The organism is Paenibacillus sp. FSL H8-0104 (assembly GCF_038050215.1).
Classification (GTDB): domain Bacteria; phylum Bacillota; class Bacilli; order Paenibacillales; family Paenibacillaceae; genus Paenibacillus; species Paenibacillus amylolyticus.
In genome coordinates this window covers 5,435,174-5,458,315 of the sequence record NZ_JBBOTC010000001.1, presented here as the reverse complement: position 1 = coordinate 5,458,315, position 23,142 = coordinate 5,435,174, and the positions used below count along the sequence as shown (strand labels likewise).

Annotated in this window: 18 protein-coding genes, 9 tRNA genes, 3 rRNA genes and 1 other annotated feature; all 30 genes read left to right on the top strand. The window is 47.7% G+C overall.

Annotation, left to right across the window (positions count from 1 at the left end; all coding sequences use genetic code 11):
• The first annotated feature begins 55 nt into the window (after window positions 1-55).
• Complete coding sequence (locus NST38_RS24060; protein WP_076253326.1) at window positions 56-907, top strand: M23 family metallopeptidase; 852 nt, start codon at window positions 56-58, stop codon at window positions 905-907.
• Window positions 900-1,760: a M50 family metallopeptidase gene (locus tag NST38_RS24055; RefSeq protein WP_036605910.1), complete on the top strand. Its 861-nt coding sequence runs from the start codon at window positions 900-902 to the stop codon at window positions 1,758-1,760. Before NST38_RS24060 ends, NST38_RS24055 begins: the two co-directional genes overlap by 8 nt.
• A gap of 106 nt (window positions 1,761-1,866) precedes the next feature.
• Window positions 1,867-3,117 (top strand): Rne/Rng family ribonuclease, encoded by a 1,251-nt coding sequence (locus NST38_RS24050; protein WP_036605911.1) that lies wholly within the window; start codon window positions 1,867-1,869, stop codon window positions 3,115-3,117.
• 56 nt (window positions 3,118-3,173) lie between these two features.
• Window positions 3,174-3,258, top strand: a sequence feature (ribosomal protein L21 leader region).
• Window positions 3,259-3,272: 14 nt separating this feature from the next.
• Window positions 3,273-3,584 carry a 50S ribosomal protein L21 gene (rplU, locus tag NST38_RS24045; RefSeq protein ID WP_017692620.1) on the top strand — a complete coding sequence of 104 codons (312 nt, stop codon included), beginning with the start codon at window positions 3,273-3,275 and terminating at the stop codon, window positions 3,582-3,584.
• Between the two features lie 14 nt (window positions 3,585-3,598).
• Window positions 3,599-3,928: a ribosomal-processing cysteine protease Prp gene (locus NST38_RS24040; RefSeq protein WP_036605912.1), complete on the top strand. Its 330-nt coding sequence runs from the start codon at window positions 3,599-3,601 to the stop codon at window positions 3,926-3,928.
• Between the two features lie 23 nt (window positions 3,929-3,951).
• Window positions 3,952-4,263 (top strand): 50S ribosomal protein L27, encoded by a 312-nt coding sequence (rpmA, locus tag NST38_RS24035; RefSeq protein ID WP_017692622.1) that lies wholly within the window; start codon window positions 3,952-3,954, stop codon window positions 4,261-4,263.
• A 90-nt stretch (window positions 4,264-4,353) separates the two neighbouring features.
• A complete protein-coding gene (locus tag NST38_RS24030) occupies window positions 4,354-5,151 on the top strand; it encodes a Spo0B domain-containing protein (RefSeq protein WP_235193928.1) in 798 nt (265 codons plus the stop codon).
• Window positions 5,152-5,168: 17 nt separating this feature from the next.
• The gene (gene obgE / locus NST38_RS24025; RefSeq protein WP_036673545.1) at window positions 5,169-6,479 is read left to right on the top strand and encodes a GTPase ObgE; all 1,311 of its coding nucleotides are present in this window, start codon (window positions 5,169-5,171) and stop codon (window positions 6,477-6,479) included.
• 228 nt (window positions 6,480-6,707) lie between these two features.
• Window positions 6,708-7,145, top strand: coding sequence for an ACT domain-containing protein (locus NST38_RS24020; RefSeq protein ID WP_017692625.1), 438 nt, complete (start codon window positions 6,708-6,710; stop codon window positions 7,143-7,145).
• 58 nt (window positions 7,146-7,203) lie between these two features.
• The gene (locus NST38_RS24015; protein WP_017692626.1) at window positions 7,204-8,490 is read left to right on the top strand and encodes a homoserine dehydrogenase; all 1,287 of its coding nucleotides are present in this window, start codon (window positions 7,204-7,206) and stop codon (window positions 8,488-8,490) included.
• A 115-nt stretch (window positions 8,491-8,605) separates the two neighbouring features.
• Window positions 8,606-9,676, top strand: a complete 1,071-nt coding sequence (gene thrC / locus NST38_RS24010; protein ID WP_036673546.1) for a threonine synthase — start codon at window positions 8,606-8,608, stop codon at window positions 9,674-9,676.
• Window positions 9,673-10,641 (top strand): homoserine kinase, encoded by a 969-nt coding sequence (thrB, locus tag NST38_RS24005; protein WP_076253327.1) that lies wholly within the window; start codon window positions 9,673-9,675, stop codon window positions 10,639-10,641. Before thrC ends, thrB begins: the two co-directional genes overlap by 4 nt.
• Window positions 10,638-11,510, top strand: coding sequence for a prephenate dehydratase (gene pheA / locus NST38_RS24000; RefSeq protein WP_076253328.1), 873 nt, complete (start codon window positions 10,638-10,640; stop codon window positions 11,508-11,510). Before thrB ends, pheA begins: the two co-directional genes overlap by 4 nt.
• Before the next feature lie 148 nt (window positions 11,511-11,658).
• Window positions 11,659-12,543: a branched-chain-amino-acid transaminase gene (ilvE, locus tag NST38_RS23995; RefSeq protein WP_017692630.1), complete on the top strand. Its 885-nt coding sequence runs from the start codon at window positions 11,659-11,661 to the stop codon at window positions 12,541-12,543.
• 195 nt (window positions 12,544-12,738) lie between these two features.
• Complete coding sequence (locus tag NST38_RS23990) at window positions 12,739-14,361, top strand: LysM peptidoglycan-binding domain-containing protein (RefSeq protein ID WP_076253329.1); 1,623 nt, start codon at window positions 12,739-12,741, stop codon at window positions 14,359-14,361.
• Between the two features lie 546 nt (window positions 14,362-14,907).
• Window positions 14,908-16,460 (top strand): 16S ribosomal RNA (locus NST38_RS23985).
• 368 nt (window positions 16,461-16,828) lie between these two features.
• Window positions 16,829-19,754, top strand: a 23S ribosomal RNA gene (locus NST38_RS23980).
• A gap of 79 nt (window positions 19,755-19,833) precedes the next feature.
• A 5S ribosomal RNA gene (rrf, locus tag NST38_RS23975) occupies window positions 19,834-19,950 on the top strand.
• Together the 16S, 23S and 5S rRNA genes with 9 tRNA genes alongside form the textbook arrangement of a ribosomal RNA operon.
• An 83-nt stretch (window positions 19,951-20,033) precedes the next feature.
• Window positions 20,034-20,109, top strand: a tRNA-Asn gene (locus NST38_RS23970).
• A gap of 4 nt (window positions 20,110-20,113) precedes the next feature.
• Window positions 20,114-20,185: transfer RNA gene (locus NST38_RS23965), tRNA-Glu, on the top strand.
• 6 nt (window positions 20,186-20,191) lie between these two features.
• Window positions 20,192-20,267, top strand: a tRNA-Val gene (locus tag NST38_RS23960).
• 17 nt (window positions 20,268-20,284) lie between these two features.
• Window positions 20,285-20,358, top strand: a tRNA-Met gene (locus NST38_RS23955).
• Window positions 20,359-20,385: 27 nt separating this feature from the next.
• Window positions 20,386-20,463 (top strand) — tRNA-Asp (locus tag NST38_RS23950).
• A 23-nt stretch (window positions 20,464-20,486) separates the two neighbouring features.
• A tRNA-Gly gene (locus NST38_RS23945) sits at window positions 20,487-20,561 on the top strand.
• 6 nt (window positions 20,562-20,567) lie between these two features.
• Window positions 20,568-20,644, top strand: a tRNA-Arg gene (locus NST38_RS23940).
• 16 nt (window positions 20,645-20,660) lie between these two features.
• Window positions 20,661-20,739: transfer RNA gene (locus NST38_RS23935), tRNA-Leu, on the top strand.
• Window positions 20,740-20,746: 7 nt separating this feature from the next.
• A tRNA-Pro gene (locus NST38_RS23930) sits at window positions 20,747-20,820 on the top strand.
• A gap of 202 nt (window positions 20,821-21,022) precedes the next feature.
• Window positions 21,023-21,715: a BofC C-terminal domain-containing protein gene (locus tag NST38_RS23925; RefSeq protein ID WP_076252972.1), complete on the top strand. Its 693-nt coding sequence runs from the start codon at window positions 21,023-21,025 to the stop codon at window positions 21,713-21,715.
• Between the two features lie 306 nt (window positions 21,716-22,021).
• The gene (gene ruvC / locus NST38_RS23920; protein WP_076252971.1) at window positions 22,022-22,525 is read left to right on the top strand and encodes a crossover junction endodeoxyribonuclease RuvC; all 504 of its coding nucleotides are present in this window, start codon (window positions 22,022-22,024) and stop codon (window positions 22,523-22,525) included.
• Window positions 22,522-23,136, top strand: coding sequence for a Holliday junction branch migration protein RuvA (gene ruvA, locus NST38_RS23915; protein WP_076252970.1), 615 nt, complete (start codon window positions 22,522-22,524; stop codon window positions 23,134-23,136). Before ruvC ends, ruvA begins: the two co-directional genes overlap by 4 nt.
• Window positions 23,137-23,142 lie beyond the last annotated feature (6 nt).

Sequence of the window (23,142 nt, the reverse complement as noted above, 5' to 3'; positions counted from 1 at the left end):
TATCAACCACCTCTTCATAGGATGTAGTAAACAAGCCTCGGCGGGAGGACATTCCATGAACACGAAACTCAGAATCAAGCAGAGACGAGAAGAACGTATCCGGCGACTGATGGATGGTGCCACTGTGGAGGTCTTACAGGAGCAGAAATTAGGTTCACTGTTGGACAAGAATGAGATCATACACCCAAAACCATTTACGCCGCCTAGTGAGGGGACACAGGAAAGAGATCCGGAATGGTTGTGGAAAAAAGAGAATGGTCATTTCGTTCCAGGGGGGCATTCGAGATTCAACCTGTTCAAGTCACTTCTCAAACGGACGGTTATTAGCGCTTTGATATTTGGCGGAGTATGGGGTCTATTTCAGTTGGATACATCGTGGACGACATCACCCAAAACAGTAATTGCGGATGCACTCCATCGGGATATGGATTTTGCCTCAGCATCGGCTTGGTATGAACGGCATTTTGGAGGAACGCCTTCGTTTCTTCCGGTCCTCGGACATACGACGGATGCCGTGAACGGATTGAAAGTAAGGCAGTTACTGGGCAAACCGATCTCAGGCACAGTGGTTCAGCCATTCGCGCTGAGCATGAAGGGAATTGAGATCGTTCCGGATGCCGCAGGTGCAGAACTTATACAGGTCGCAAGTTCTGATGCTGGGCGTGTCATGGAGGTTATCGGCGATGCAGCAAGTGGATTCACAGTTGTCATCCAACATACAGGCAATGTCACGGCAATATACGGTCGGCTGAACGAAAGTGAAGTGAGCGTGAATGATTGGGTGGAAGCGGGGAATCCAGTGGGGAGTCTCAAGGCTACGGGTGGTGAACAACCGGCCACGCTCTATTTTGCAGTCAAAGAGGGGGAGGAGTACGTAGACCCGGCGGAAGTTGTTGCCCTTGATTAGGGTGTGGGGAGTCCATATTACGTTTCATCCGTTTTTTGTAATTATCATGATGGCCTCCCTTCTGACTGGACATTTTATTGAGCTTATTACGTTGTTTGCCATCGTATTCATTCATGAATGTGGACATGCTGCGGCGGCAGCACTTCTGGGCTATCGTGTCTTGTCGATCCAGATGCTTCCTTTTGGAGGAGTTGCGGTTATCGAAGATGGAGGTACGATCACGGCTTACCGGGAAATCATGATTGCTCTGGCTGGTCCATTACAAAACATCCTGATGGTTGGCGTGGTTATGCTGTTGCAGTATGGCAATCTGGGCGATCCGGTATTTCTCAACTATATCATTCAGGGGAACCTGCTCATTGCCCTATTTAATCTGCTGCCTGTACTTCCTCTGGACGGAGGTAAAGTTGTTCAGGCACTTGTCAGTCTGTGGGCACCTTACTATACAACATTAATGTGGACTTACAGAATTAGCATTCTGTGTAGCGTAGGGGTTATTTTATATGCTATCAGCCGATGGTTTACTGGAGACTACGGCCTACCGCTCAACATTCTGTTAATCGGCCTTTTTTTGTTCTATTCCAACGTAACGGATTACCGAAATGTGCCCTATCGCTTTATTCGTTTTCTGATGAATCGAGAGGGTGCGTTTGCTCGTCACGCGGCTACTGGCAGTTTGGCGCAGCCAATAATCTCATTCCCGGCGAAACCTTTGGACACTATTTTGCGTCTATTAAAGAGAGAAAGATACCATATGGTATACGTGATGAACAGACAGGGTCGAATTATGGCCGTATTGCCTGAGCAACGGATTATCGGTTCCTATTTTCAACAAAATGGTAATAAATTGTAGTGTTCTGGTGGACCTGTTCTGAAATGGGTTAATATATGTACAATGAGAATTGAAAAGATACTGAAATGGATGTGGATGATTTGAATTGTCTTCTAGAGGTGAAGCCATGAAACAAATGATAGTACATAATGAACATAACCTCATGCAAATGGCGCTTCTGGAAGAAGGCAAAGCTGTGGAATTTACGGCAGAGCGTACACGTGATCGTGGACTGCTGGGTTCCTTTTTCAAGGGACGGGTCGTGAATGTGTTACCAGGTATGCAAGCTGCTTTTGTGGATATTGGTCAGAAAAAGAATGCGTTTCTCTATGTGGACGATGTGTTGCATCCCCATCTGGAGAAACAGCCCAAGGTGAAGCCTTCCATCTCGGAGTTGCTTCGTCCGGGTCAGGAAGTCATTGTTCAGGTTCTGAAAGAACCGGTTGGAGGCAAGGGAGCCCGGGTGACGACTCATTATTCACTCCCGGGCCGTTGGCTTGTCTACATGCCTGTTGCTGACTATGTAGCGGTATCCAAGAAAATTGCCCGTGAAGGGGATCGTTCCCGTCTTAAGGCACTTGGGGAGCAACTGAGGCGGGATGAAGAAGGACTTATTATTCGGACCGTATCTGGAGAAGAGCAGCATGAAGCCATTAAGTCGGACTTGGAAACATTACGCGCGCAGTGGTATCTGATTCGTGAAAAAGCGGACAGTTTGCCTTCACCAAGCCTCTTGCATCGGGATCATAGCATGGTACAGCGAATCATCAGAGATGTGTATACGCCAGGGAGTGACGAAGTCATCACTGATAGTGAAGGACAAGCCCGTGAGGTAAAAGCATTGCTCGAAGAGATTAGTCCTGGTCATCAACCCAAAGTACAGGTGTATCGGGGAACAGAATCCATCTTTGCTGCCTATGGTGTGCAGGAACAGTTGAATAAGGATTTTGCTCGGAAAGTATGGTTGCCCGGAGGCGGATACATTGTCATTGATCATACCGAAGCTCTGACTGTAGTGGATGTGAACACAGGCAAATATACGGGAGCTGGCGGTGACAGTCTGGAAGAGACCGTGACAGAGACCAACATACAGGCAGCAGTGGAGATTGCTCGTCTGATGCGCCTGCGAGATATCGGTGGCATGATTATTGTCGACTTTATTGATATGGAGGAAGCTTCGAATCGGCATGAAGTCGCGGCAACCTTGGAGGGTGAGCTCAAGAAGGATCGGACCAAAGCGTTTGTAATGGGTTGGACCAAGCTGGGTTTGCTCGAACTTACCCGTAAGAAAGTGCGGGAAGAAAGTACGTTGCCCTATGTGGAACCGTGTTCTTCCTGTCATGGTACGGGAAAAAGATATATTTCACCATTGCATTGATTTTTGATATATTGCGTGATATAATCTTCAAGTATGTGTTTAGCCTAATGGTCTTGCACATGCTGTAACCGCACTGGCCGGGTATAAGAACAGTTCCGCAAGGACACTGTCACCTGAGAACGGGCGAGTCTGAGACATGAGGAGGTGCAAGGCAAATGTACGCAATTATTGAAACAGGCGGCAAACAGTACAAAGTCCAAGAGGGCGATGTTCTGTTCATCGAGAAATTGACTGCGAACGATGGCGAAAGCGTAACGTTCGACCGTGTCCTGGCTGTATCTAACGATCAAGGTTTGACAGCAGGTACACCATTGATTTCCGGAGCTACTGTAACGGCTAAAGTGGAGAAACATGGCAAAGGACAAAAGGTTATCGTATACAAATACAAACCTAAAAAGAACTACCATGTGAAGCAAGGTCACCGTCAACCGTACACTAAAGTAACTATCGAAACAATCAAAGCGTAAAGAAGGTGCGATAAGTGATTATCGTTCAAATCTTTCGTGATGAGGACGGGAACATCGAACGTTTTTCCATTGAAGGGCATGCTAATTTTGCCAAGCGGGGAGAAGACATCGTATGTGCCGGGGTATCCGCTGTTACAGTGGGTACGGTGAACTCGATTGAAACATTGACCGGTGTCGAAATGGATGCCAAGATGAAGAATGGCTTTTTAAGTGGTTCTTTACCTTTGTTAGAGAGAGGGGAAACTTGGTCCCAGGTACAATTGTTACTCGAATCCATGGTGGTTATGCTCTCTAATATTGCAGAGTCATACGGGAAGTATATTAAAATACAGCAATTCAAATAAGCAAAGAAGGAGGACAACCAATCATGTTGAAATTAAATCTTCAGTTATTCGCATCGAAAAAAGGTGTAGGTTCCACGAAGAACGGACGTGACAGTAATGCTCAACGTCTGGGTGTTAAACGTGCTGATGGTCAAACTGTAACTGGTGGTAGCATTCTCGTTCGCCAACGCGGAACGAAAATTCACCCAGGAACTAACGTTGGCATCGGTAAAGATGACACTTTGTTCGCGAAAATCGACGGCGTTGTAAAATTCGAACGTTGGGGACGCGATCGCAAAAAAGTAAGCATCTACCCTGTTAATGTTGCTCCTGTAGCAGCAGCAGTAGAAGCGTAATATCGGCATTCCGCCTAAGGAGCCTTCGGCATTTTTGCCGAAGGTTTTTTGTATTCAACGGTTATTCGATAATGAACTGGCAGAAGAGACATGTTATACTTGGTTACGGTGGGTGTAGACCAACCGAGTTTTGTAGAACGGGGAGAAGCCATGAAATCTTGGAAAAGAGTGCCGTGGATTGCGGCATGTTCACTTCTGATTCCTTTGGTTTTCGTTATGTTGTATCCGGCGATGATCTCAAGCGTCGTGTGCGCATTGTGGTCCGTCGCAGTATTGCTCATTTCTGTGAATGCGATGAAGAAACAGGCGGAGGCGGAACGCAGAGCCATCATACAATCCATGGAAAAGACAGCAATTGCTTCATTAAATCATCATCGACACGACTGGATGAACGACCTTCAGGTGTTATATGGATATCTTCGGCTGGGCAAACTTGATAAATCCTTGCAATGTGTGGAAAGAATAAAAGAGCGGGTTACAGAAGAAAGCCGAATCTCCAGATTAGGTATTCCTTCCCTCGTATTTTATCTTCAATCTTTTCGCGCCAGTGGAATTGCGCTGGACTTGCATGTGGAAATAGAAGATGAGTTGCAGCTTAGTGCTCTGGTCTCTCCCGAGGATGGCGAGTCACTTACCGGGGCGATTGCTGATGCAATCAGGGCCTATCAATATGGCGGCGGCCGGTCTTCTTGGGGAGAGGTTCGCAAACTGACCTTAAACTTCGGACAGGATCATGGAGATGTGGTTGTCCGACTGGATGGGGATCAAACACCCGATCCGGAAACACTGCGGCAGCTTACTGCCGTACTCAAAGGAAAAAAAGTCAGAACGGAGCAGTTTCCGTCTGAGGATACGTTTATACAATTCAGAATGCCGTGTGGAATATAGGAAGAAGGGGTTAACCAATGTTTGTAGATAAAGCGAAGATTTATGTAAAAGCCGGAGACGGAGGGGACGGAATTATTTCGTTCCGTCGTGAGAAGTATGTACCAAACGGCGGACCTGCCGGGGGCGATGGAGGCAGAGGAGCTGACATCATTTTCCGCGTGGATGAAGGTTTGCGTACGTTGATGGATTTCCGTTACCAGCGTCACTTCAAGGCCCCACGTGGTGAGAAGGGACGTAACAAAAGTCAGCATGGTGCAAACGCGGAAAACATGATTGTACGCATTCCACCAGGAACTATCATCTTGGATGAAGACAGTGGAGAAGTACTGGCGGATATGACACGTCACGGTCAACAGGTTGTTATTGCTCGTGGTGGTCGGGGCGGACGGGGGAACATCCGATTTGCTACACCGAACAATCCTGCACCTGAACTTGCCGAGAATGGTGAAGAAGGACAGGAGCGTTACATCGTACTCGAACTGAAAGTTATGGCAGATGTTGGTCTGGTTGGTTTCCCGAGTGTCGGGAAATCCACATTGCTTTCTGTCGTTTCGTCAGCCAAGCCAAAGATCGGTGCATACCATTTCACAACCATTACACCGAATCTGGGTGTAGTCGGTGTAGGAGAAGGCCGAAGCTTCGTTATGGCCGATTTGCCTGGACTGATTGAAGGTGCGCATGAAGGTGTCGGACTGGGACATGAGTTCCTACGTCATGTCGAGCGTACTCGGATTATTGTTCATGTCGTAGATATGTCGGGTTCGGAAGGACGCGATCCTTTTGAAGACTGGCAGAAAATCAATGACGAATTGAAGTTGTACAATCCGCTTCTCGCCGAGAGAACGCAAGTTGTAGCAGCTAACAAGATGGATATGCCAGACTCTGAAGCGAACCTGGAGCAATTTTTACAGCAAGTTCGTGAAGTTCAACCTGATATTGAAGTGATGCCAATTTCATCCTTGACTCGTAAAGGGATTCAAGAACTTCTGTATCGTGCAGCTGATCTGCTGGATCAGGCTCCAGACGAGCGAGTGGTTGAAGAGGTAGCAGATGTATCTGAACGTAAAGTATATAGTCTGGACAAAAAAGAAGACGATGGTTTCAAAATTGTGCGTGAGAACGAAATGTTCGTTGTCGAAAGTGCCAAGATTGACCGCATGATGAAACGGATGCAACTGAACTCGCACGAGGCTATACTGAAGCTCGCACGTACATTGCGTTATATGGGTGTGGACGCTGAGTTGCGTAAGCGCGGAGCTGTAGAAGGTACCATCGTTCGTATTGGAGACTTTGAATTCGAATTCGTGGAAGGTAGCAGTTACTACTAAGTAGCCGTCTTCCGTGGAGAGACAGATCTATATAGGAACGCAGAGAAGTGGGAAGTTGACCCGCAACTCTGCGTTTTTTTGTTTTTTCCTGACATGGGAGAGGAATAAACTTGTATACTGTGAGGAACGTATTTCAAAAAATAGGCGTGTCATGTATTGCCCTTTTGTCATAGATCCTATATAATGTCCACTATATGAATACATGAGTCTTTGAGGAGAGGACGTTCTGTGAACGAACGCTATTACTTAGTACGGGAAGATATTTTACCAGAGGCAGTGGTGAAGACCATGCAGGTAAAAGAACTACTGGCTTCTGGTGATGTTAAAACAGTGCATGAGGCGGTTGAACAGGTCGGATTAAGCCGGAGTGCCTTTTACAAGTACAAGGATGGGATTCATCTGATCAACCAGCTTGAGCGCGAGAGAATTGTAACGATCTCCATTGATCTGGAGCATCAGTCAGGGATCTTGTCTCGTGTGCTTGGACATGTAGCTGGTTATGGAGCTAATGTACTCACGATTAATCAGAGTATCCCGCTTCAGGGAAGAGCCAATGTTGTCATTTCGGTGGAAACAACACATCTTCATGGCGAAATTGGTGAAATGCTGGATCGAATGCAAGATATGCCTGGAGTAAGACGTACACGTATTGTAGGCCAAGGGTAATTAGGCTTTAACATACAGGACTGACGGACAAGAATAGACATTAGGGGGTAGATCGTTAGTGAAACCGGTAAAAGTCGGATTGTTGGGTCTGGGAACTGTCGGAACGGGAGTCGTTCGCATTGTGGAAGGGAATCAGGAGGATCTGAGCAGTCAGGTTGGATCGCCGATTGTCATCGAGAAGATCGCAGTGAAAAATACTGAGAAAGAACGTGTTATTGCTGTAGACCGTGCCAAGCTTACGGAAGATCCTTGGGAAGTCATTCGTCATCCGGATATTGATGTCATCGTTGAAGTCATGGGCGGCATTGATCAGACGAAGGAGTATATTCTTGAAGCGTTGGAACGTGGGAAACATATCGTAACAGCAAACAAGGATCTCATGGCACTGCATGGTACAGAGATTTTGGCGAAGGCACAGGAAAAACAATGTGACGTGTTTTATGAGGCGAGTGTTGCTGGAGGGATTCCGATCATTCGTACGCTGATTGAAGGTTTCTCTTCTGATCGGATTACCCGCATTATGGGGATTGTGAACGGAACAACGAACTTTATTCTGACCAAAATGAGTCAGGAAGGTGCATCCTATGAAGAAGTACTGGCTGAAGCACAGGCTCTGGGATATGCCGAATCGGATCCAACTTCCGATGTGGAGGGACTTGACGCAGCTCGCAAAATGGCGATCTTGAGTACACTCGGTTTCCGCACCAATGTGGAGTTGAAGGATGTAACCGTTAAAGGAATATCCTCCGTAACTCGTGAAGACATTATGTATGCCAAAAGATTGGGCTATGAGATGAAGTTACTTGGTATTGCGGACCGTATTGGCGATGAGATCACCATCAGCGTTCAGCCGACAATGGTTAGACAGAATCACCCGATTGCTTCAGTCAACGGTGTGTTCAACGCAGTATATGTACACGGTGAAGCTGTAGGGGAGACGATGTTCTACGGTGCGGGTGCTGGAGAACTCCCAACGGCAACTTCGGTTGTAGCTGACATTGTGGCGGTTACCAAAAACCTTAAACTTGGCGTGAACGGTCTCAAAGCAATTGTGCCTTATAAGATTAAGCGACTACAAAGCGACGAGCAGATCGTGTCGAAAAACTTTATTTTACTACATGTAGACGACAAAGCCGGTGTATTGGCACAAATCACACAAATTTTTGCAGAATATGATGTCAGTCTGGCGTCGGTTGTTCAACAGCCGAATGAGCACAACCCGGATGCCGAGATCATTATCGTTACACATAATGCAAGTAAGGCAAGCATGGATAAAGTGTTAAAACATTTTGAATCACTCAGCGTCATTCGCCGCATTAAGAGTGTCTACCGGGTCGAAGGATAATTGTCCTTATCCCATACGGCATCTCAATTATTTCAGTTATAACGTACAAGTTAATCATATCCGGTTCAACAGGTCATCATTTCAGATTATTAAAACATAAAGGAGTTTACCCACAATGAGATATCAAGGACTTTTGCAAACGTACAGAGAGCACCTTCCAGTTAATGAAAATACACCCCTGCTTACGCTTCAGGAAGGAAATACACCGTTGATTCATGCAGAGAATCTGTCTGAGGAACTCGGTTTGAATGTTTATTTCAAGTATGAAGGTTTGAACCCTACGGGATCTTTCAAAGACCGCGGTATGGTTATGGCTGTTGCCAAAGCGATGGAAGAGGGCAGCCGTACGATCATGTGTGCATCCACAGGTAATACGTCAGCAGCTGCAGCGGCCTATGCCGCACGTGGTGGCCTCAATTGTATCGTACTGATCCCGAATAACAACATTGCACTGGGTAAACTGGCCCAAGCCATGATCTATGGAGCTAAGGTGATTGCGATCAATGGTAACTTTGACCGTGCACTGGAGATTGTGCGTGAGATCACAGCCAAACATCCGATCACGCTTGTAAACTCTGTGAATCCGTTCCGGATTGAAGGACAGAAGACAGCGGCGTTTGAAGTAATTGAACAACTTGGCGAAGCGCCTGACGTTCTGGCTATTCCAGTCGGTAATGCGGGAAATATCTCGGCTTATTGGAAAGGTTTCAAAGAATATAAAGAGGCAGGCAAGTCCAGCACGCTTCCACGTATGGTTGGTTTCGAAGCTGAAGGTGCGATGGCCATTGTCAAAGGTGAGCCGATCCTTGAACCTGAAACGGTAGCAACAGCAATTCGAATCGGTAATCCTGCGAGCTGGAAAACGGCAGTAGCTGCAGCTGAGGAATCTGGTGGACAGATCAACTATGTAACGGATGAACAAATCCTGACAGCGTATCGTACACTTGCTTCTCGGGAAGGAATTTTTGCTGAACCTGCTTCTGCGGCTTCCCTTGCCGGTGTATACAAACTGAAGAGTGAAGGGTACTTTAAAGGCGGAGAGACTGTAGTTTGTGTACTGACAGGCAATGGCCTGAAAGATCCTAATATTGCGATCAAAACAGTAGCGACCGAGCCACTTGTTGTTGAAGATACGGAAGAAGCGGTAATGGCGGCCATTGCACAACTGGAGCAGCAATCTGTATGAGTTTGCGTGAAAAGGTAACCGTAAAAATACCTGCAAGTACAGCCAATCTCGGTCCAGGGTTTGATACCCTGGGCATGGCATTGTCTTTGTATGCCTGGTTGGAAATGAAACCTGCCGAGCAGACGTCATTTCATCTTCACGGCAATCATTTGACAGGCCTGCCAACAGATAAATCGAATTTGATTTACGAAGTTGCACAGATGGTATTCAATGAAGCTGGGGTATCCATCCCTGAATTGGAGATTTCCATGTATTCCGATATTCCGCTTACGCGGGGACTCGGGAGCAGTGCATCAGCCATCGTTGGTGCATTGGCAGCAGCGAATGCATTAATTGGTGCTCCTTTATCCGATGCCAAGCTTCTGGATATGGCCACATCCCTCGAGAAGCATCCTGATAATGTGGGAGCATCTCTGTATGGCGGTATTATTACGGCTGCATGGAATGGTCAACAGGTAGATCATATACGTATTGAACCACACCAGGATCTGCAGGCTTTGGTTATTGTACCTGAATTCCAGCTGTCTACTTCAAAAGCAAGGAATGTGATTCCAGAGCAATTTGGCATGTCTGATGTGGTGCATAACATTAGCAGATCTTCACTGCTCGTTGCCGCTTTGGCGAGTGGACGACTGGATATGATTCAGAAGGCGATGTCAGATCGAATTCACCAACCATATCGGGCATCATTGGTGCCAGGCATGGCTGAGATATTGGAACATGCTGTTGATCATGGAGCGTTGGGAGCTGCCCTGAGCGGAGCTGGACCGACCGTATTGACTTTGGTGGATCGTCATGACACCCGGAAAGCGGGATTGGAACAATATTTGCTGGACACCATGGAGCGGGAGGGCATATCTTCTTCTGCACTGTGGCTCGATCCGGATTTGGACGGTGTAACCGTGCTGCCTGATCAAGACGAACGTCCTTTTCTGGACAGAATCAAAGGGGAAGTTAATGCATGAAACGAATTGCAGTATTACCTGAAGGCTCAGTCTCTCATGAGGCAATTGATTTCCTTTTCAACGGGGAACCATTAGATTTGCTTCATTCCAAGCTGATTTCGGATGTGTTTAGAGCAACGGATAGCGGGAATGCACAATACAGTGTCATTCCGATTGAAAATACCATTGAAGGTTCCGTTAGTCTTCATATGGACTGGCTTGTGAACGAGGTGGACATTCCGATGCAAGCGGAGTGGGTGTATCCATCCATCCAGAATGTTATTGGGCATGGCTCGGAATTTAAGACAGAGAGTGGCGAGTATGATTTTAGTAAAATTACCAAGATCATGTCTCACCCTGTGGCTATTCCGCAGTGTCAGAATTTTATTCGGCTGCATTCACCCGGGGCCGATCTTGAAGGTGTGAACAGTACAGCCGAGGCTGTAGAAATTGTGAAAAAAAATCCAGGTAAGGGCTGGGTAGCGATTGGTACCAAGCTTGCTGCTCAGAAGCATGGTCTGGACATTATGGCTGAACGGGTTACAGATCATGACAACAACTACACTCGTTTTGTGCTCATTGGCCATGAACCTGTGAACATTCCACGTGAACCGGATCATGTAAAAACCAGCTTGCTGGTGACGTTGCCAGAAGATGCACCGGGTGCATTGCATCAGGTATTGTCGGCTTTTGCATGGCGGAAGCTGAACTTGACCCGTCTCGAATCTCGTCCAACGAAGAAACGATTGGGCAGTTACTATTTTTACATTGATGTTGTGGAAACGGTCGATTCGGTATTGCTTAGCGCAGCCATGGCAGAGATTGAAGCATTGAATTGTCAGGTGCGTGTTCTGGGTAGCTATCCTTGTTATACATATCCTTCGAGATAATTGACCTGATGGTGTTTGGGAATGTTAGAAGGTTGTCATAAGTAGGGGGAGAATGAGCGAGTAATGGCTTGTCATTTGGTGTACAATGGACGGGTTAATAATGTTTCGGAGTACAGGGAATGGATATTTTATGGAGGTGCAGTCATCAGTGGCAGAACAATGGATCTATTTGGATGGTCAGTATGTGACCAAGGAGAACGCAACCGTTTCGGTGTATGATCATGGATTTTTGTATGGAGACGGGATTTTCGAAGGTATTCGGATCTATAACGGAAATATTTTCAGATGTAAGGCCCACTTGGATCGTTTGTATGATTCGGCAAAATCCATTAGTTTGAACATTCCGCTGTCCATTGATGAGATGCTGGAAGTCATGGCTGAAACGGTGCGCCGCAATGATATGCGTAATGGTTATATTCGTCTTATTGTATCGCGTGGCCCTGGTAATCTGGGGTTGGACCCGTTACGTTGCCCTAAGGCATCCGTAATCATCATCGTGGAGCAATTGGCGATTTATCCGGAGGAAGCTTATCTTACTGGATTGAAAGCAGTGTCTGTATCTCAACGCCGGAACATTCCGGACGCATTGAATCCAAAAATTAAATCGTTAAATTATCTGAATAACATCCTGGTTAAAATCCAGTCTAACTATTCAGGTGCTGGTGAAGCAATTATGCTGAATTCCCAAGGTTACGTAACTGAGGGTTCAAGTGATAACATCTTCATCATCAAAAATGGTGTAGTGTACACGCCGCCTTGTTATCTCGGAGCACTTGAAGGGATTACACGTCAAGCGATTATCGATCTATGTGGCGAACTGGAGCTTGAATTAAAAGAAGTGCCATTCACCCTGCATGATGTGTATATCGCAGACGAAGTCTTTTTCACCGGGACAGCTGCAGAAGTTATCGCTGCATATGAAGTCGATGGAAGAACAATTGGCACGGGAGTAGCAGGTCCGGTAACGCTGAGACTGCTGGAAGCATTCCGTCAGATTGTTGACAAAGATGGATATAAAGTGTGGGAATCTTAAGTTAGAATTGCATAACATAGGGAACAGGAATCCTCCTTGTCCGATAAAATTCTGCATACCTGGTGTATGGGGATTTTAGAGACAGGAGGATTTTTTTTGTTTAGTTGATGTCATTAGCCCGGTTTCTGCATAGGATGTAGTAACGGTATGGGCGAATGTACTGCCCAAGTATGACGTCTAGGAGGTTAGTTCCCTGTGAAAATACACATGGTGAAAAAAGGCGACACATTATATCTGCTGTCCCAAAAATACAATGTAGCGCTGGACAAATTGATCGCGGCTAATCCGCAAATCACAAATCCCGACAAGTTGGATATTGGCATGAAGGTTAAAATCCCTGCAGAGCCAGTAACACCGAAACCGGAGGGTGTGCTCCACAGTCACAAGGTGCAGCAAGGAGATTCGTTATGGAAGTTGGCACAAGCCTGGGGAGTTCCTTTAAAAGATATGGTCAATGCCAATCCACAGTTGAAAAATCCGAACGCTCTGCTGGTGGGGGAGACAGTTTATATTCCATCTATGCACGCACAAGGAAACAGCACATCTAATTCGGGTGCCAGCAATATTGCTGCTCATGAAAAGTTGTCACCTGAAGGTAAGGAATACACGGGAGTCAAAGAACCGGAACCACCGGCTCCAGTAGCGCCAACTCCCCCTGCTCCGGTAGCAGAGGTTCCTGTTCCGGTGCCTGCTCCACCACCAGCCAATATGGAGAAGCCGAATGTGAAGCCTGAACTGGAGGTATTGCCCCAGTTACCGGAGCTTCCTGAAGTGAAGCCTGAAAAGGAAACGCATAAAAAAGAAGAGGTTAAACCCGAAGTTTATGTAAAACCGGTAGCAGAATCCAAGAAATATACAATGCCTAATCTTTCGCCTGAAATTATGCCTTTGCCTGTAATGCCTAACACAAAGTCTCCAACTGAGGTTGCACCAGCAACGAAAAAGCCTTGTGGTTGTGGTAATAAGTTGCATCATGCGCCAGCCGAGCACCCTTATGTTCAAATCCCCGTTCCTGTACAAGAGGTGTACGGTGCTCAGCAAGACATGTACACGGCAGGAGCGAGTAACAATGCGTCGTTTCCAGGGATTCCGGAAGTTAGTCCCTATGGTGGCAGTGATCTGCCTAACAGTCTGTGGACTGGCGCGGAGCAGGGTTATAACCACAATAACGTTATGCCGAATCTGTCCGCAGAAATGCAAAACAACTCATTTCCGATTGCGCCAGCTGGCGAAGTGAATAGTCCATTCCCAACGTATGCAGCACCTAGTCATATGAATCATCAGCCGCCTTTCATATCTCCATACTCAATGCTTCCGTACCCTCCATGCGGATGTGGCTCACATACACCTATGCCTCAGTATACTTATCCTTCTCATGGTTATCAGGATCCGGCATGGAATATGTATGGTCCTTCGTACGGTATGCCGCCTGAAATGTCCACATCAACGATGCCAAACCAGCCTATTGAGTATGCTTATCAGAATCCGTACCCTACTCAGAACATGGTTCCCCCGTCCCCGCTTGGAGCATTTGGTGAAATGTATCCTCCTCAGGGGCAAGGGAAGGGTGGCAAAAAAGGGGGGCGTGAAGACGCTAACTTAAGTCAGGTAGCAATTGAAGAGGTTGGATCAGATTCGGAAGGGAAGTCTAAGCAAGCAGGGAATAAGCCGGCCGCTGCAAAACGCAGAACAAGCAAGGCTCCTCTGAAGAATAAATCCAAGGTATCCGTGTCCGGGAAAACATCCAGAGAGGGTGCAGCTACTTCCAACCAACGGAAATCCGATAAAAAGCGTCGTAATCCATGGATACAAAACTAACCTGGGGATTGCGATTGATGAATAAGTGAGGTACCTGTTATATAAGCGGGAAGCCAGCTCTGTAATAGAGAGCTGGCTTCCCGCTTACCTGAGTGAACATTGAGTTGCGCATAACGGAGATATAGTTGCTCAGGAAATAATAGAAAGTATTTTATTAAGAAGTTATTGTAAACCCTTTCATGAATATGTTAAAATATTTGTACCCTATGAGCATGACCTAATATGATAGGACAAGATAGGGTACGGATATTGATAGCTTTAGCTGTTGTAAAACTACTAAAGAAAAGAAATGAAAAAACTGTTGCATTACATTCAGCCGTATGATATATTATTTAAGTCGCCGCTGAAACACAGTGCTGACACGGGAAACACAAGAGATGATGAAACAAGTTTGATCTTTGAAAACTGAACAACGAGTGAGTAAACATTCTGCTTGCAGAATGAACGCGAAAGTTGGAGACAAGCCTTGGCTTGGATCGACTGGAGCACAAATGAGATTTTTAATCTCGTCAGATTCAAAATGAGCTTATCGCTCTTTTCAATACTTTATTGGAGAGTTTGATCCTGGCTCAGGACGAACGCTGGCGGCATGCCTAATACATGCAAGTCGAGCGGACTTGAAGAGAAGCTTGCTTCTCGGATGGTTAGCGGCGGACGGGTGAGTAACACGTAGGCAACCTGCCCTCAAGTTTGGGACAACTACCGGAAACGGTAGCTAATACCGAATAATTGTTTTCTTCGCCTGAAGGAAACTGGAAAGACGGAGCAATCTGTCACTTGGGGATGGGCCTGCGGCGCATTAGCTAGTTGGTGAGGTAACGGCTCACCAAGGCGACGATGCGTAGCCGACCTGAGAGGGTGATCGGCCACACTGGGACTGAGACACGGCCCAGACTCCTACGGGAGGCAGCAGTAGGGAATCTTCCGCAATGGGCGAAAGCCTGACGGAGCAATGCCGCGTGAGTGATGAAGGTTTTCGGATCGTAAAGCTCTGTTGCCAGGGAAGAACGCTTGGGAGAGTAACTGCTCTCAAGGTGACGGTACCTGAGAAGAAAGCCCCGGCTAACTACGTGCCAGCAGCCGCGGTAATACGTAGGGGGCAAGCGTTGTCCGGAATTATTGGGCGTAAAGCGCGCGCAGGCGGTCATTTAAGTCTGGTGTTTAATCCCGGGGCTCAACCCCGGATCGCACTGGAAACTGGGTGACTTGAGTGCAGAAGAGGAGAGTGGAATTCCACGTGTAGCGGTGAAATGCGTAGATATGTGGAGGAACACCAGTGGCGAAGGCGACTCTCTGGGCTGTAACTGACGCTGAGGCGCGAAAGCGTGGGGAGCAAACAGGATTAGATACCCTGGTAGTCCACGCCGTAAACGATGAGTGCTAGGTGTTAGGGGTTTCGATACCCTTGGTGCCGAAGTTAACACATTAAGCACTCCGCCTGGGGAGTACGGTCGCAAGACTGAAACTCAAAGGAATTGACGGGGACCCGCACAAGCAGTGGAGTATGTGGTTTAATTCGAAGCAACGCGAAGAACCTTACCAGGTCTTGACATCTGAATGACCGGTGCAGAGATGTACCTTTTCTTCGGAACATTCAAGACAGGTGGTGCATGGTTGTCGTCAGCTCGTGTCGTGAGATGTTGGGTTAAGTCCCGCAACGAGCGCAACCCTTATATTTAGTTGCCAGCACTTCGGGTGGGCACTCTAGATAGACTGCCGGTGACAAACCGGAGGAAGGTGGGGATGACGTCAAATCATCATGCCCCTTATGACCTGGGCTACACACGTACTACAATGGCCGGTACAACGGGCTGCGAAATCGCGAGATGGAGCCAATCCCAACAAAGCCGGTCTCAGTTCGGATTGCAGGCTGCAACTCGCCTGCATGAAGTCGGAATTGCTAGTAATCGCGGATCAGCATGCCGCGGTGAATACGTTCCCGGGTCTTGTACACACCGCCCGTCACACCACGAGAGTTTATAACACCCGAAGTCGGTGGGGTAACCGCAAGGAGCCAGCCGCCGAAGGTGGGATAGATGATTGGGGTGAAGTCGTAACAAGGTAGCCGTATCGGAAGGTGCGGCTGGATCACCTCCTTTCTATGGAGAATCGTTTCCTGCAACGGAAACATTCAAATATGCAGGTTCTTAGAACCTGCAACAGCGATTTATTTCGGTCCTTCACTTCGGTGTGGATGAAATGAAGAGCACAAACTACTCACTCGTTGTTCGGTTTTGAGAGCTCAAACTCTCAAACAGCTTGCTTTTGCATGGAGCTTGTTCTTTGAAAACTAGATATCGAAACGAAACAAACGCGAATTAGAACATTCCTTTTTAGCTGAACTTGTGCAAACAAGTCAAGTGTATAAAGGTAGTTAAATTGCTTTTGTGATGGTATCGGGTGAAAGCGACTTTTGGCTTTGCGCAAGCAAAACAAGGGAAGCGAGCGACCGAAACCGGAACAAAATGGTTAAGCTACTAAGAGCACACGGAGGATGCCTAGGCGCTAGGAGCCGATGAAGGACGTGGCGAACAACGAAACTGCCTCGGGGAGCTGTAAGCAAGCTTTGATCCGGGGGTGTCCGAATGGGGAAACCCAGCTGGGGTAATTTCCAGTTACTCATAACTGAATACATAGGTTATGTAGAGGCATACCAGGGGAACTGAAACATCTAAGTACCCTGAGGAAGAGAAAACAATAGTGATTCCGTCAGTAGCGGCGAGCGAACGCGGAGAAGCCCAAACCAGAGAGCTTGCTCTTTGGGGTTGTGGGACGTCTCACATGGAGTTACAAAGGAACCGGTTAAGCGAAGAGGTCTGGAAAGGCCCGCCAAAGAAGGTAAAAGCCCTGTAGTTGAAAGTTGGTTCCCTCCGAGACGGATCCCGAGTAGTGCGGGGCACGTGAAACCCCGTATGAATCCGGCAGGACCATCTGCCAAGGCTAAATACTTCCTAGCGACCGATAGTGAAGCAGTACCGTGAGGGAAAGGTGAAAAGCACCCCGGAAGGGGAGTGAAATAGAACCTGAAACCGTGTGCTTACAAAAAGTCAGAGCCCGTTTTAGGGGTGATGGCGTGCCTTTTGTAGAATGAACCGGCGAGTTACGTTCCCGTGCAAGGTTAAGGTGAAGAGCCGGAGCCGCAGCGAAAGCGAGTCTGAATAGGGCGAATGAGTACGTGGACGTAGACCCGAAACCGGGTGATCTACCCCTGTCCAGGGTGAAGGTGCGGTAACACGCACTGGAGGCCCGAACCCACGCATGTTGAAAAATGCGGGGATGAGGTGGGGGTAGCGGAGAAATTCCAATCGAACTCGGAGATAGCTGGTTCTCCCCGAAATAGCTTTAGGGCTAGCCTCGGAAAACAGAGTCGTGGAGGTAGAGCACTGATTGGGTGCGGGGCCCGCAAGGGTTACCAAGCTCAGTCAAACTCCGAATGCCATAGACTTACTTCCGGGAGTCAGACAGTGAGTGCTAAGATCCATTGTCAAAAGGGAAACAGCCCAGACCATCAGCTAAGGTCCCCAAGTGTGTGTTAAGTGGGAAAGGATGTGGAGTTGCACAGACAACCAGGATGTTGGCTTAGAAGCAGCCATCATTGAAAGAGTGCGTAATAGCTCACTGGTCGAGTGACTCTGCGCCGAAAATGTAACGGGGCTAAACACACCACCGAAGCTATGGCTTGATGCTTTGCATCAGGGGTAGGGGAGCGTTGTATAAGGGTTGAAGGTGTACCGTAAGGAGCGCTGGACATTATACAAGTGAGAATGCCGGTATGAGTAACGAAAAGATCAGTGAGAATCTGATCCGCCGAAAGCCTAAGGGTTCCTGAGGAAGGCTCGTCCGCTCAGGGTAAGTCGGGACCTAAGGCGAGGCCGAAAGGCGTAGTCGAAGGACAACAGGTCGAAATTCCTGTACCACCGTAAGCCGTTATGAGCAATGGGGGGACGCAGTAGGGTAGTGACGCGGACTGATGGATGTCCGTCTAAGCAGTAAGGCTGATGTGTAGGCAAATCCGCACATTGTAAGGCTGAGCTGTGATGGGGAGCGAAAATTATAGTAGCGAAGGTCATGATCTCACACTGCCAAGAAAAGCCTCTAGCCAGGTGATGGTGCCCGTACCGCAAACCGACACAGGTAGGCGAGAAGAGTATTCTAAGGCGCGCGGAAGAACTCTCGTTAAGGAACTCGGCAAAATGACCCCGTAACTTCGGGAGAAGGGGTGCCCCGGTAGTGTGAATAGCACGAGGGGGCCGCAGTGAAAAGGCCCAAGCGACTGTTTAGCAAAAACACAGGTCTGTGCGAAGCCGTAAGGCGAAGTATACGGGCTGACGCCTGCCCGGTGCTGGAAGGTTAAGGGGAGTGGTTAGGAGCAATCCGAAGCTGTGAACCGAAGCCCCAGTAAACGGCGGCCGTAACTATAACGGTCCTAAGGTAGCGAAATTCCTTGTCAGGTAAATTCTGACCCGCACGAATGGCGTAACGACTTGGGCGCTGTCTCAACGAGAGATCCGGTGAAATTTTAATACCTGTGAAGATGCAGGTTACCCGCGACAAGACGGAAAGACCCCATGGAGCTTTACTGCAGCTTGATATTGAATTTGGGTACGATCTGTACAGGATAGGTGGGAGCCTTTGAAACGTGAGCGCCAGCTTGCGTGGAGGCAACGTTGGGATACCACCCTGATCGTATCTAGGTTCTAACCTGGTACCGTAATCCGGTGCGGGGACAGTGTCAGGTGGGCAGTTTGACTGGGGCGGTCGCCTCCTAAAGAGTAACGGAGGCGCCCAAAGGTTCCCTCAGAATGGTTGGAAATCATTCGAAGAGTGCAAAGGCATAAGGGAGCTTGACTGCGAGACCTACAAGTCGAGCAGGGACGAAAGTCGGGCTTAGTGATCCGGTGGTACCGCATGGAAGGGCCATCGCTCAACGGATAAAAGCTACCCTGGGGATAACAGGCTTATCTCCCCCAAGAGTCCACATCGACGGGGAGGTTTGGCACCTCGATGTCGGCTCATCGCATCCTGGGGCTGAAGTAGGTCCCAAGGGTTGGGCTGTTCGCCCATTAAAGCGGTACGCGAGCTGGGTTCAGAACGTCGTGAGACAGTTCGGTCCCTATCTGTCGTGGGCGTAGGAAATTTGAGAGGAGCTGTCCTTAGTACGAGAGGACCGGGATGGACGTACCGCTGGTGTACCAGTTGTTCCGCCAGGAGCACCGCTGGGTAGCTATGTACGGACGGGATAAACGCTGAAAGCATCTAAGCGTGAAGCCCCCCTCAAGATGAGATTTCCCAGTATGTAAGACCCCTTGAAGACGACGAGGTAGATAGGCTGGGGGTGGAAGTGCAGCAATGCATGGAGCTGACCAGTACTAATCGGTCGAGGGCTTATCCAATAGCAAGTGATAATTCGTATGTTTCGTTTCGAATCTAGTTTTCAGAGAACGATCTCTGAAATGTAAGCTAAGCTATGCGTTTGGTGGCGATGGCGGAGGGGTTCCACACGTACCCATCCCGAACACGACCGTTAAGCCCTCTAGCGCCGATGGTACTTGGACCGCAGGGTCCTGGGAGAGTAGGACGCCGCCAAGCGAACTCTTTCATCATACATAGAAAACAGGCTCTGCATGTTGATGTTGTACGATGAATTGCATTTGCACTGCAAATGCATATATTCCCTGATAGCTCAGTTGGTAGAGCACTCGACTGTTAATCGAGTTGTCACAGGTTCGAGCCCTGTTCGGGGAGCCATTAAGGCCCGTTGGTCAAGGGGTTAAGACACCTCCCTTTCACGGAGGTAACAGGGGTTCGAATCCCCTACGGGTCATATTATGGAGGCTTAGCTCAGCTGGGAGAGCATCTGCCTTACAAGCAGAGGGTCGGGGGTTCGATCCCCTCAGCCTCCACCATATAAACTTTATAACGACGCGGGGTGGAGCAGCCCGGTAGCTCGTCGGGCTCATAACCCGAAGGCCGCAGGTTCAAATCCTGCCCCCGCAATTATACTTTCCTTTGAGAAAGTGATCTGGAACCGTGGTGTAGTTGGCCTAACATGCCTGCCTGTCACGCAGGAGATCGCGGGTTCGAATCCCGTCGGTTCCGCCATTTTTATATTAATAATACCGTGTGCGGAAGTGGCTCAGCGGTAGAGCATCGCCTTGCCAAGGCGAGGGTCGCGGGTTCGATTCCCGTCTTCCGCTCCAATTTTTGCGCCCTTAGCTCAGCTGGATAGAGCGTTTGACTACGAATCAAAAGGCCGGGAGTTCGAATCTCTCAGGGCGCGCCATTATAACTTCAAATTTGCCGGCGTGGCGGAATGGCAGACGCGCTCGACTCAAAATCGAGTGGGAAACCGTGGAGGTTCGAGTCCTCTCGCCGGTATATATAACGGGATGTAGCTCAGCTTGGTAGAGCACCTGGTTTGGGACCAGGGGGTCGCATGTTCAAATCGTGTCATCCCGATCTCTAAAAAGCACTATCTATAATTAGATAGTGCTTTTTTTATTTATCTATATAAGATTCTATAAATGCAGGTTCGATATTAACTATGACAAATTCTCTAACCTAACACATGTGTGTTCCTTCTTCAGACTACAAGTTAATTGTGCATAAAGCCTCAATCTTTAGGTCACAATAGGTTTAAAAAGTGATAGAAGGGGTTCATGTGAACACGTTTAACTTCAGAAAACAATTCAAGAGACGCTGGGGACGGTGGAAACGAACAGTATGGATGACGGCGGCTCTGCTTGCAGTTACGATATTGGCTTACAGCGGGTTGTCTATCTCATCGGCGATAGAGCGTTTGCTGACAACTAATTTTAGTGAGGCAACCAGTGTGATGGGCCCTGTTACGCAGGAAACAAGATCAGAACAGGAGATTCAGGCGTTAGTAGAGCAACTTGATTCTGATCCGGATCATTTAACAAGTGTGGTTTTGGAGACAAAGTACATCTGCGGAGTGGAAACAGAGCAGTTAGGCAAGATGGCTAGACCACAGTTGAAGATGCTGCTGGCTCAACATCCGGAATGGGATGCTACCGTTGGAACATCAGATGAGTTGCATTTGAAGCAACGTGTAGATGACCTTTCACCGCTTTGTAAACAACAGGCTTATATCAGCATAGATGCTGTAGGGAACCTTAATTTGTACGAGGGTAAGCCTGCAGAAGAGAAGGTTATTCGTACGTTCTTTCAATTGGATGTTGGAACGTTGGAAAGTTCTTTGCCTGAAGGCGTACTAGAACAATTGCAGCAGGGTATTCGGATTCAAGACAAGGATGAGTATGATAGCGTGATCTCTACGTTCAGTGACTATGCCGTGGATGAAGACCATCATTTAATCCGTAATGGCGGGTAATCCAAACGTCCTCACCTATGGTATTAAAATTGTGAAGTACTGAAACGATGGTGGTAAGCAATAACATTGGTGGTTTACGTAACCAAGCGATTGAATCTAAAATACGTGGAATGTGATGAAGGACATCGAAGAGATGTCCTTTTTGTCGTTTAAACTAAAATAGTTAAAAATACGAATAAACATGTAAAAAATTCGCGAATAAAGACGAGTAATCAGTTAGACAAAGTTTTTCCTGCCGCAGGGTCTATCTTTTGTTATAATGAAATGAACGATACATATGTTCGCTTTTGTGAGGGAGAGATGGTTTTGCGTTTTTTGGGAATTGACCCGGGGATTGCGATTGTTGGTTTTGGTTTTGTGGATAAAATCGGCAGTAAGGTGGTACCCGTACAATATGGATGTATTCAGACGGAAGCTCATACCCCTGAAGAGGAACGGTTGCTTCATGTATATGAAGGTATGGTGCAATTGATTGATAAATACAAACCGGACGCAGTAGCGCTGGAGAAACTTTTTTTCAATCGGAACGTTACAACAGCAATGTCTGTCAGTCAGGCGAGAGGCGTTATGGTACTCGCTGCCGCACAGAAGGGTTTGCCTATTGCAGAGTATACGCCAATGCAGATCAAGCAGGCTGTTGTGGGGTACGGTAAAGCAGAGAAGAAGCAAGTACAGGAGATGGTCAAAATGTTTTTGCGTCTTCAGGTCATTCCTAAGCCGGATGACGTAGCGGATGCATTGGCTGTAGCCGTGTGCCACGCACACTCTTATACATTAAATTCCAAGTTGAATGAGGTATTGCGAAAATGATTGATTTTCTAAGAGGACAGTTCATTCATGTAGAGAATGATTATATTGTGCTGGATGTTCATGGTGTAGGTTATCGCGTATTCTGTCCAAATCCATTTGCGTTTGCGAAGCAAGAAGGCGAAATTACCGTGTACACTCACCATCATGTACGTGAGGATGCGATGTTGCTGTTTGGATTTGTTACACGGGATGAGCAGCGTTTGTTCCGTAAACTGATTGAAGTATCCGGTATCGGTCCAAAAGTAGCTCTGGGCATACTCGCTGGAGGTACACCAGAACATGTGGTTACGGCGATTTACCAGGAGAATCTTACGTTCTTGACCAAATTGCCAGGCATCGGCAAGAAGACTGCACAACGCATGATTCTGGATCTCAAGGATAAGCTGGATAGTTTTGGCGCGGCAACGTATGCAACAGGGTTGTTCGCTCCTCCATCGGAAGAGTCGGGAAGTGGTTCAGCCTGGGATGAGGCACGTGAAGGTCTCAAGGCACTTGGGTATACTGACAGTGAGCTTGATAAAGTATGGCTCAAATTGAAAAAGGATGTTACTACAGCAGATTCCGTTGATGTGTTGATGAAAAAGGCGCTGCAAATGCTGTTTACGGGATAATACAAA

What these genes read in the sequence shown, in the direction of transcription:
- rpmA (WP_017692622.1), top strand. Translation starts at nt 3,952, where the DNA reads ATGTTGAAATTAAATCTTCAGTTATTCGCATCGAAAAAAGGTGTAGGT.
- pheA (WP_076253328.1), top strand. Translation starts at nt 10,638, where the DNA reads ATGAAACGAATTGCAGTATTACCTGAAGGCTCAGTCTCTCATGAGGCA.
- NST38_RS24030 (WP_235193928.1), top strand. Translation starts at nt 4,354, where the DNA reads ATGTTATACTTGGTTACGGTGGGTGTAGACCAACCGAGTTTTGTAGAA.
- NST38_RS24050 (WP_036605911.1), top strand. Translation starts at nt 1,867, where the DNA reads ATGAAACAAATGATAGTACATAATGAACATAACCTCATGCAAATGGCG.
- rplU (WP_017692620.1), top strand. Translation starts at nt 3,273, where the DNA reads ATGTACGCAATTATTGAAACAGGCGGCAAACAGTACAAAGTCCAAGAG.
- ruvA (WP_076252970.1), top strand. Translation starts at nt 22,522, where the DNA reads ATGATTGATTTTCTAAGAGGACAGTTCATTCATGTAGAGAATGATTAT.
- thrB (WP_076253327.1), top strand. Translation starts at nt 9,673, where the DNA reads ATGAGTTTGCGTGAAAAGGTAACCGTAAAAATACCTGCAAGTACAGCC.
- NST38_RS24060 (WP_076253326.1), top strand. Translation starts at nt 56, where the DNA reads ATGAACACGAAACTCAGAATCAAGCAGAGACGAGAAGAACGTATCCGG.
- thrC (WP_036673546.1), top strand. Translation starts at nt 8,606, where the DNA reads ATGAGATATCAAGGACTTTTGCAAACGTACAGAGAGCACCTTCCAGTT.
- obgE (WP_036673545.1), top strand. Translation starts at nt 5,169, where the DNA reads ATGTTTGTAGATAAAGCGAAGATTTATGTAAAAGCCGGAGACGGAGGG.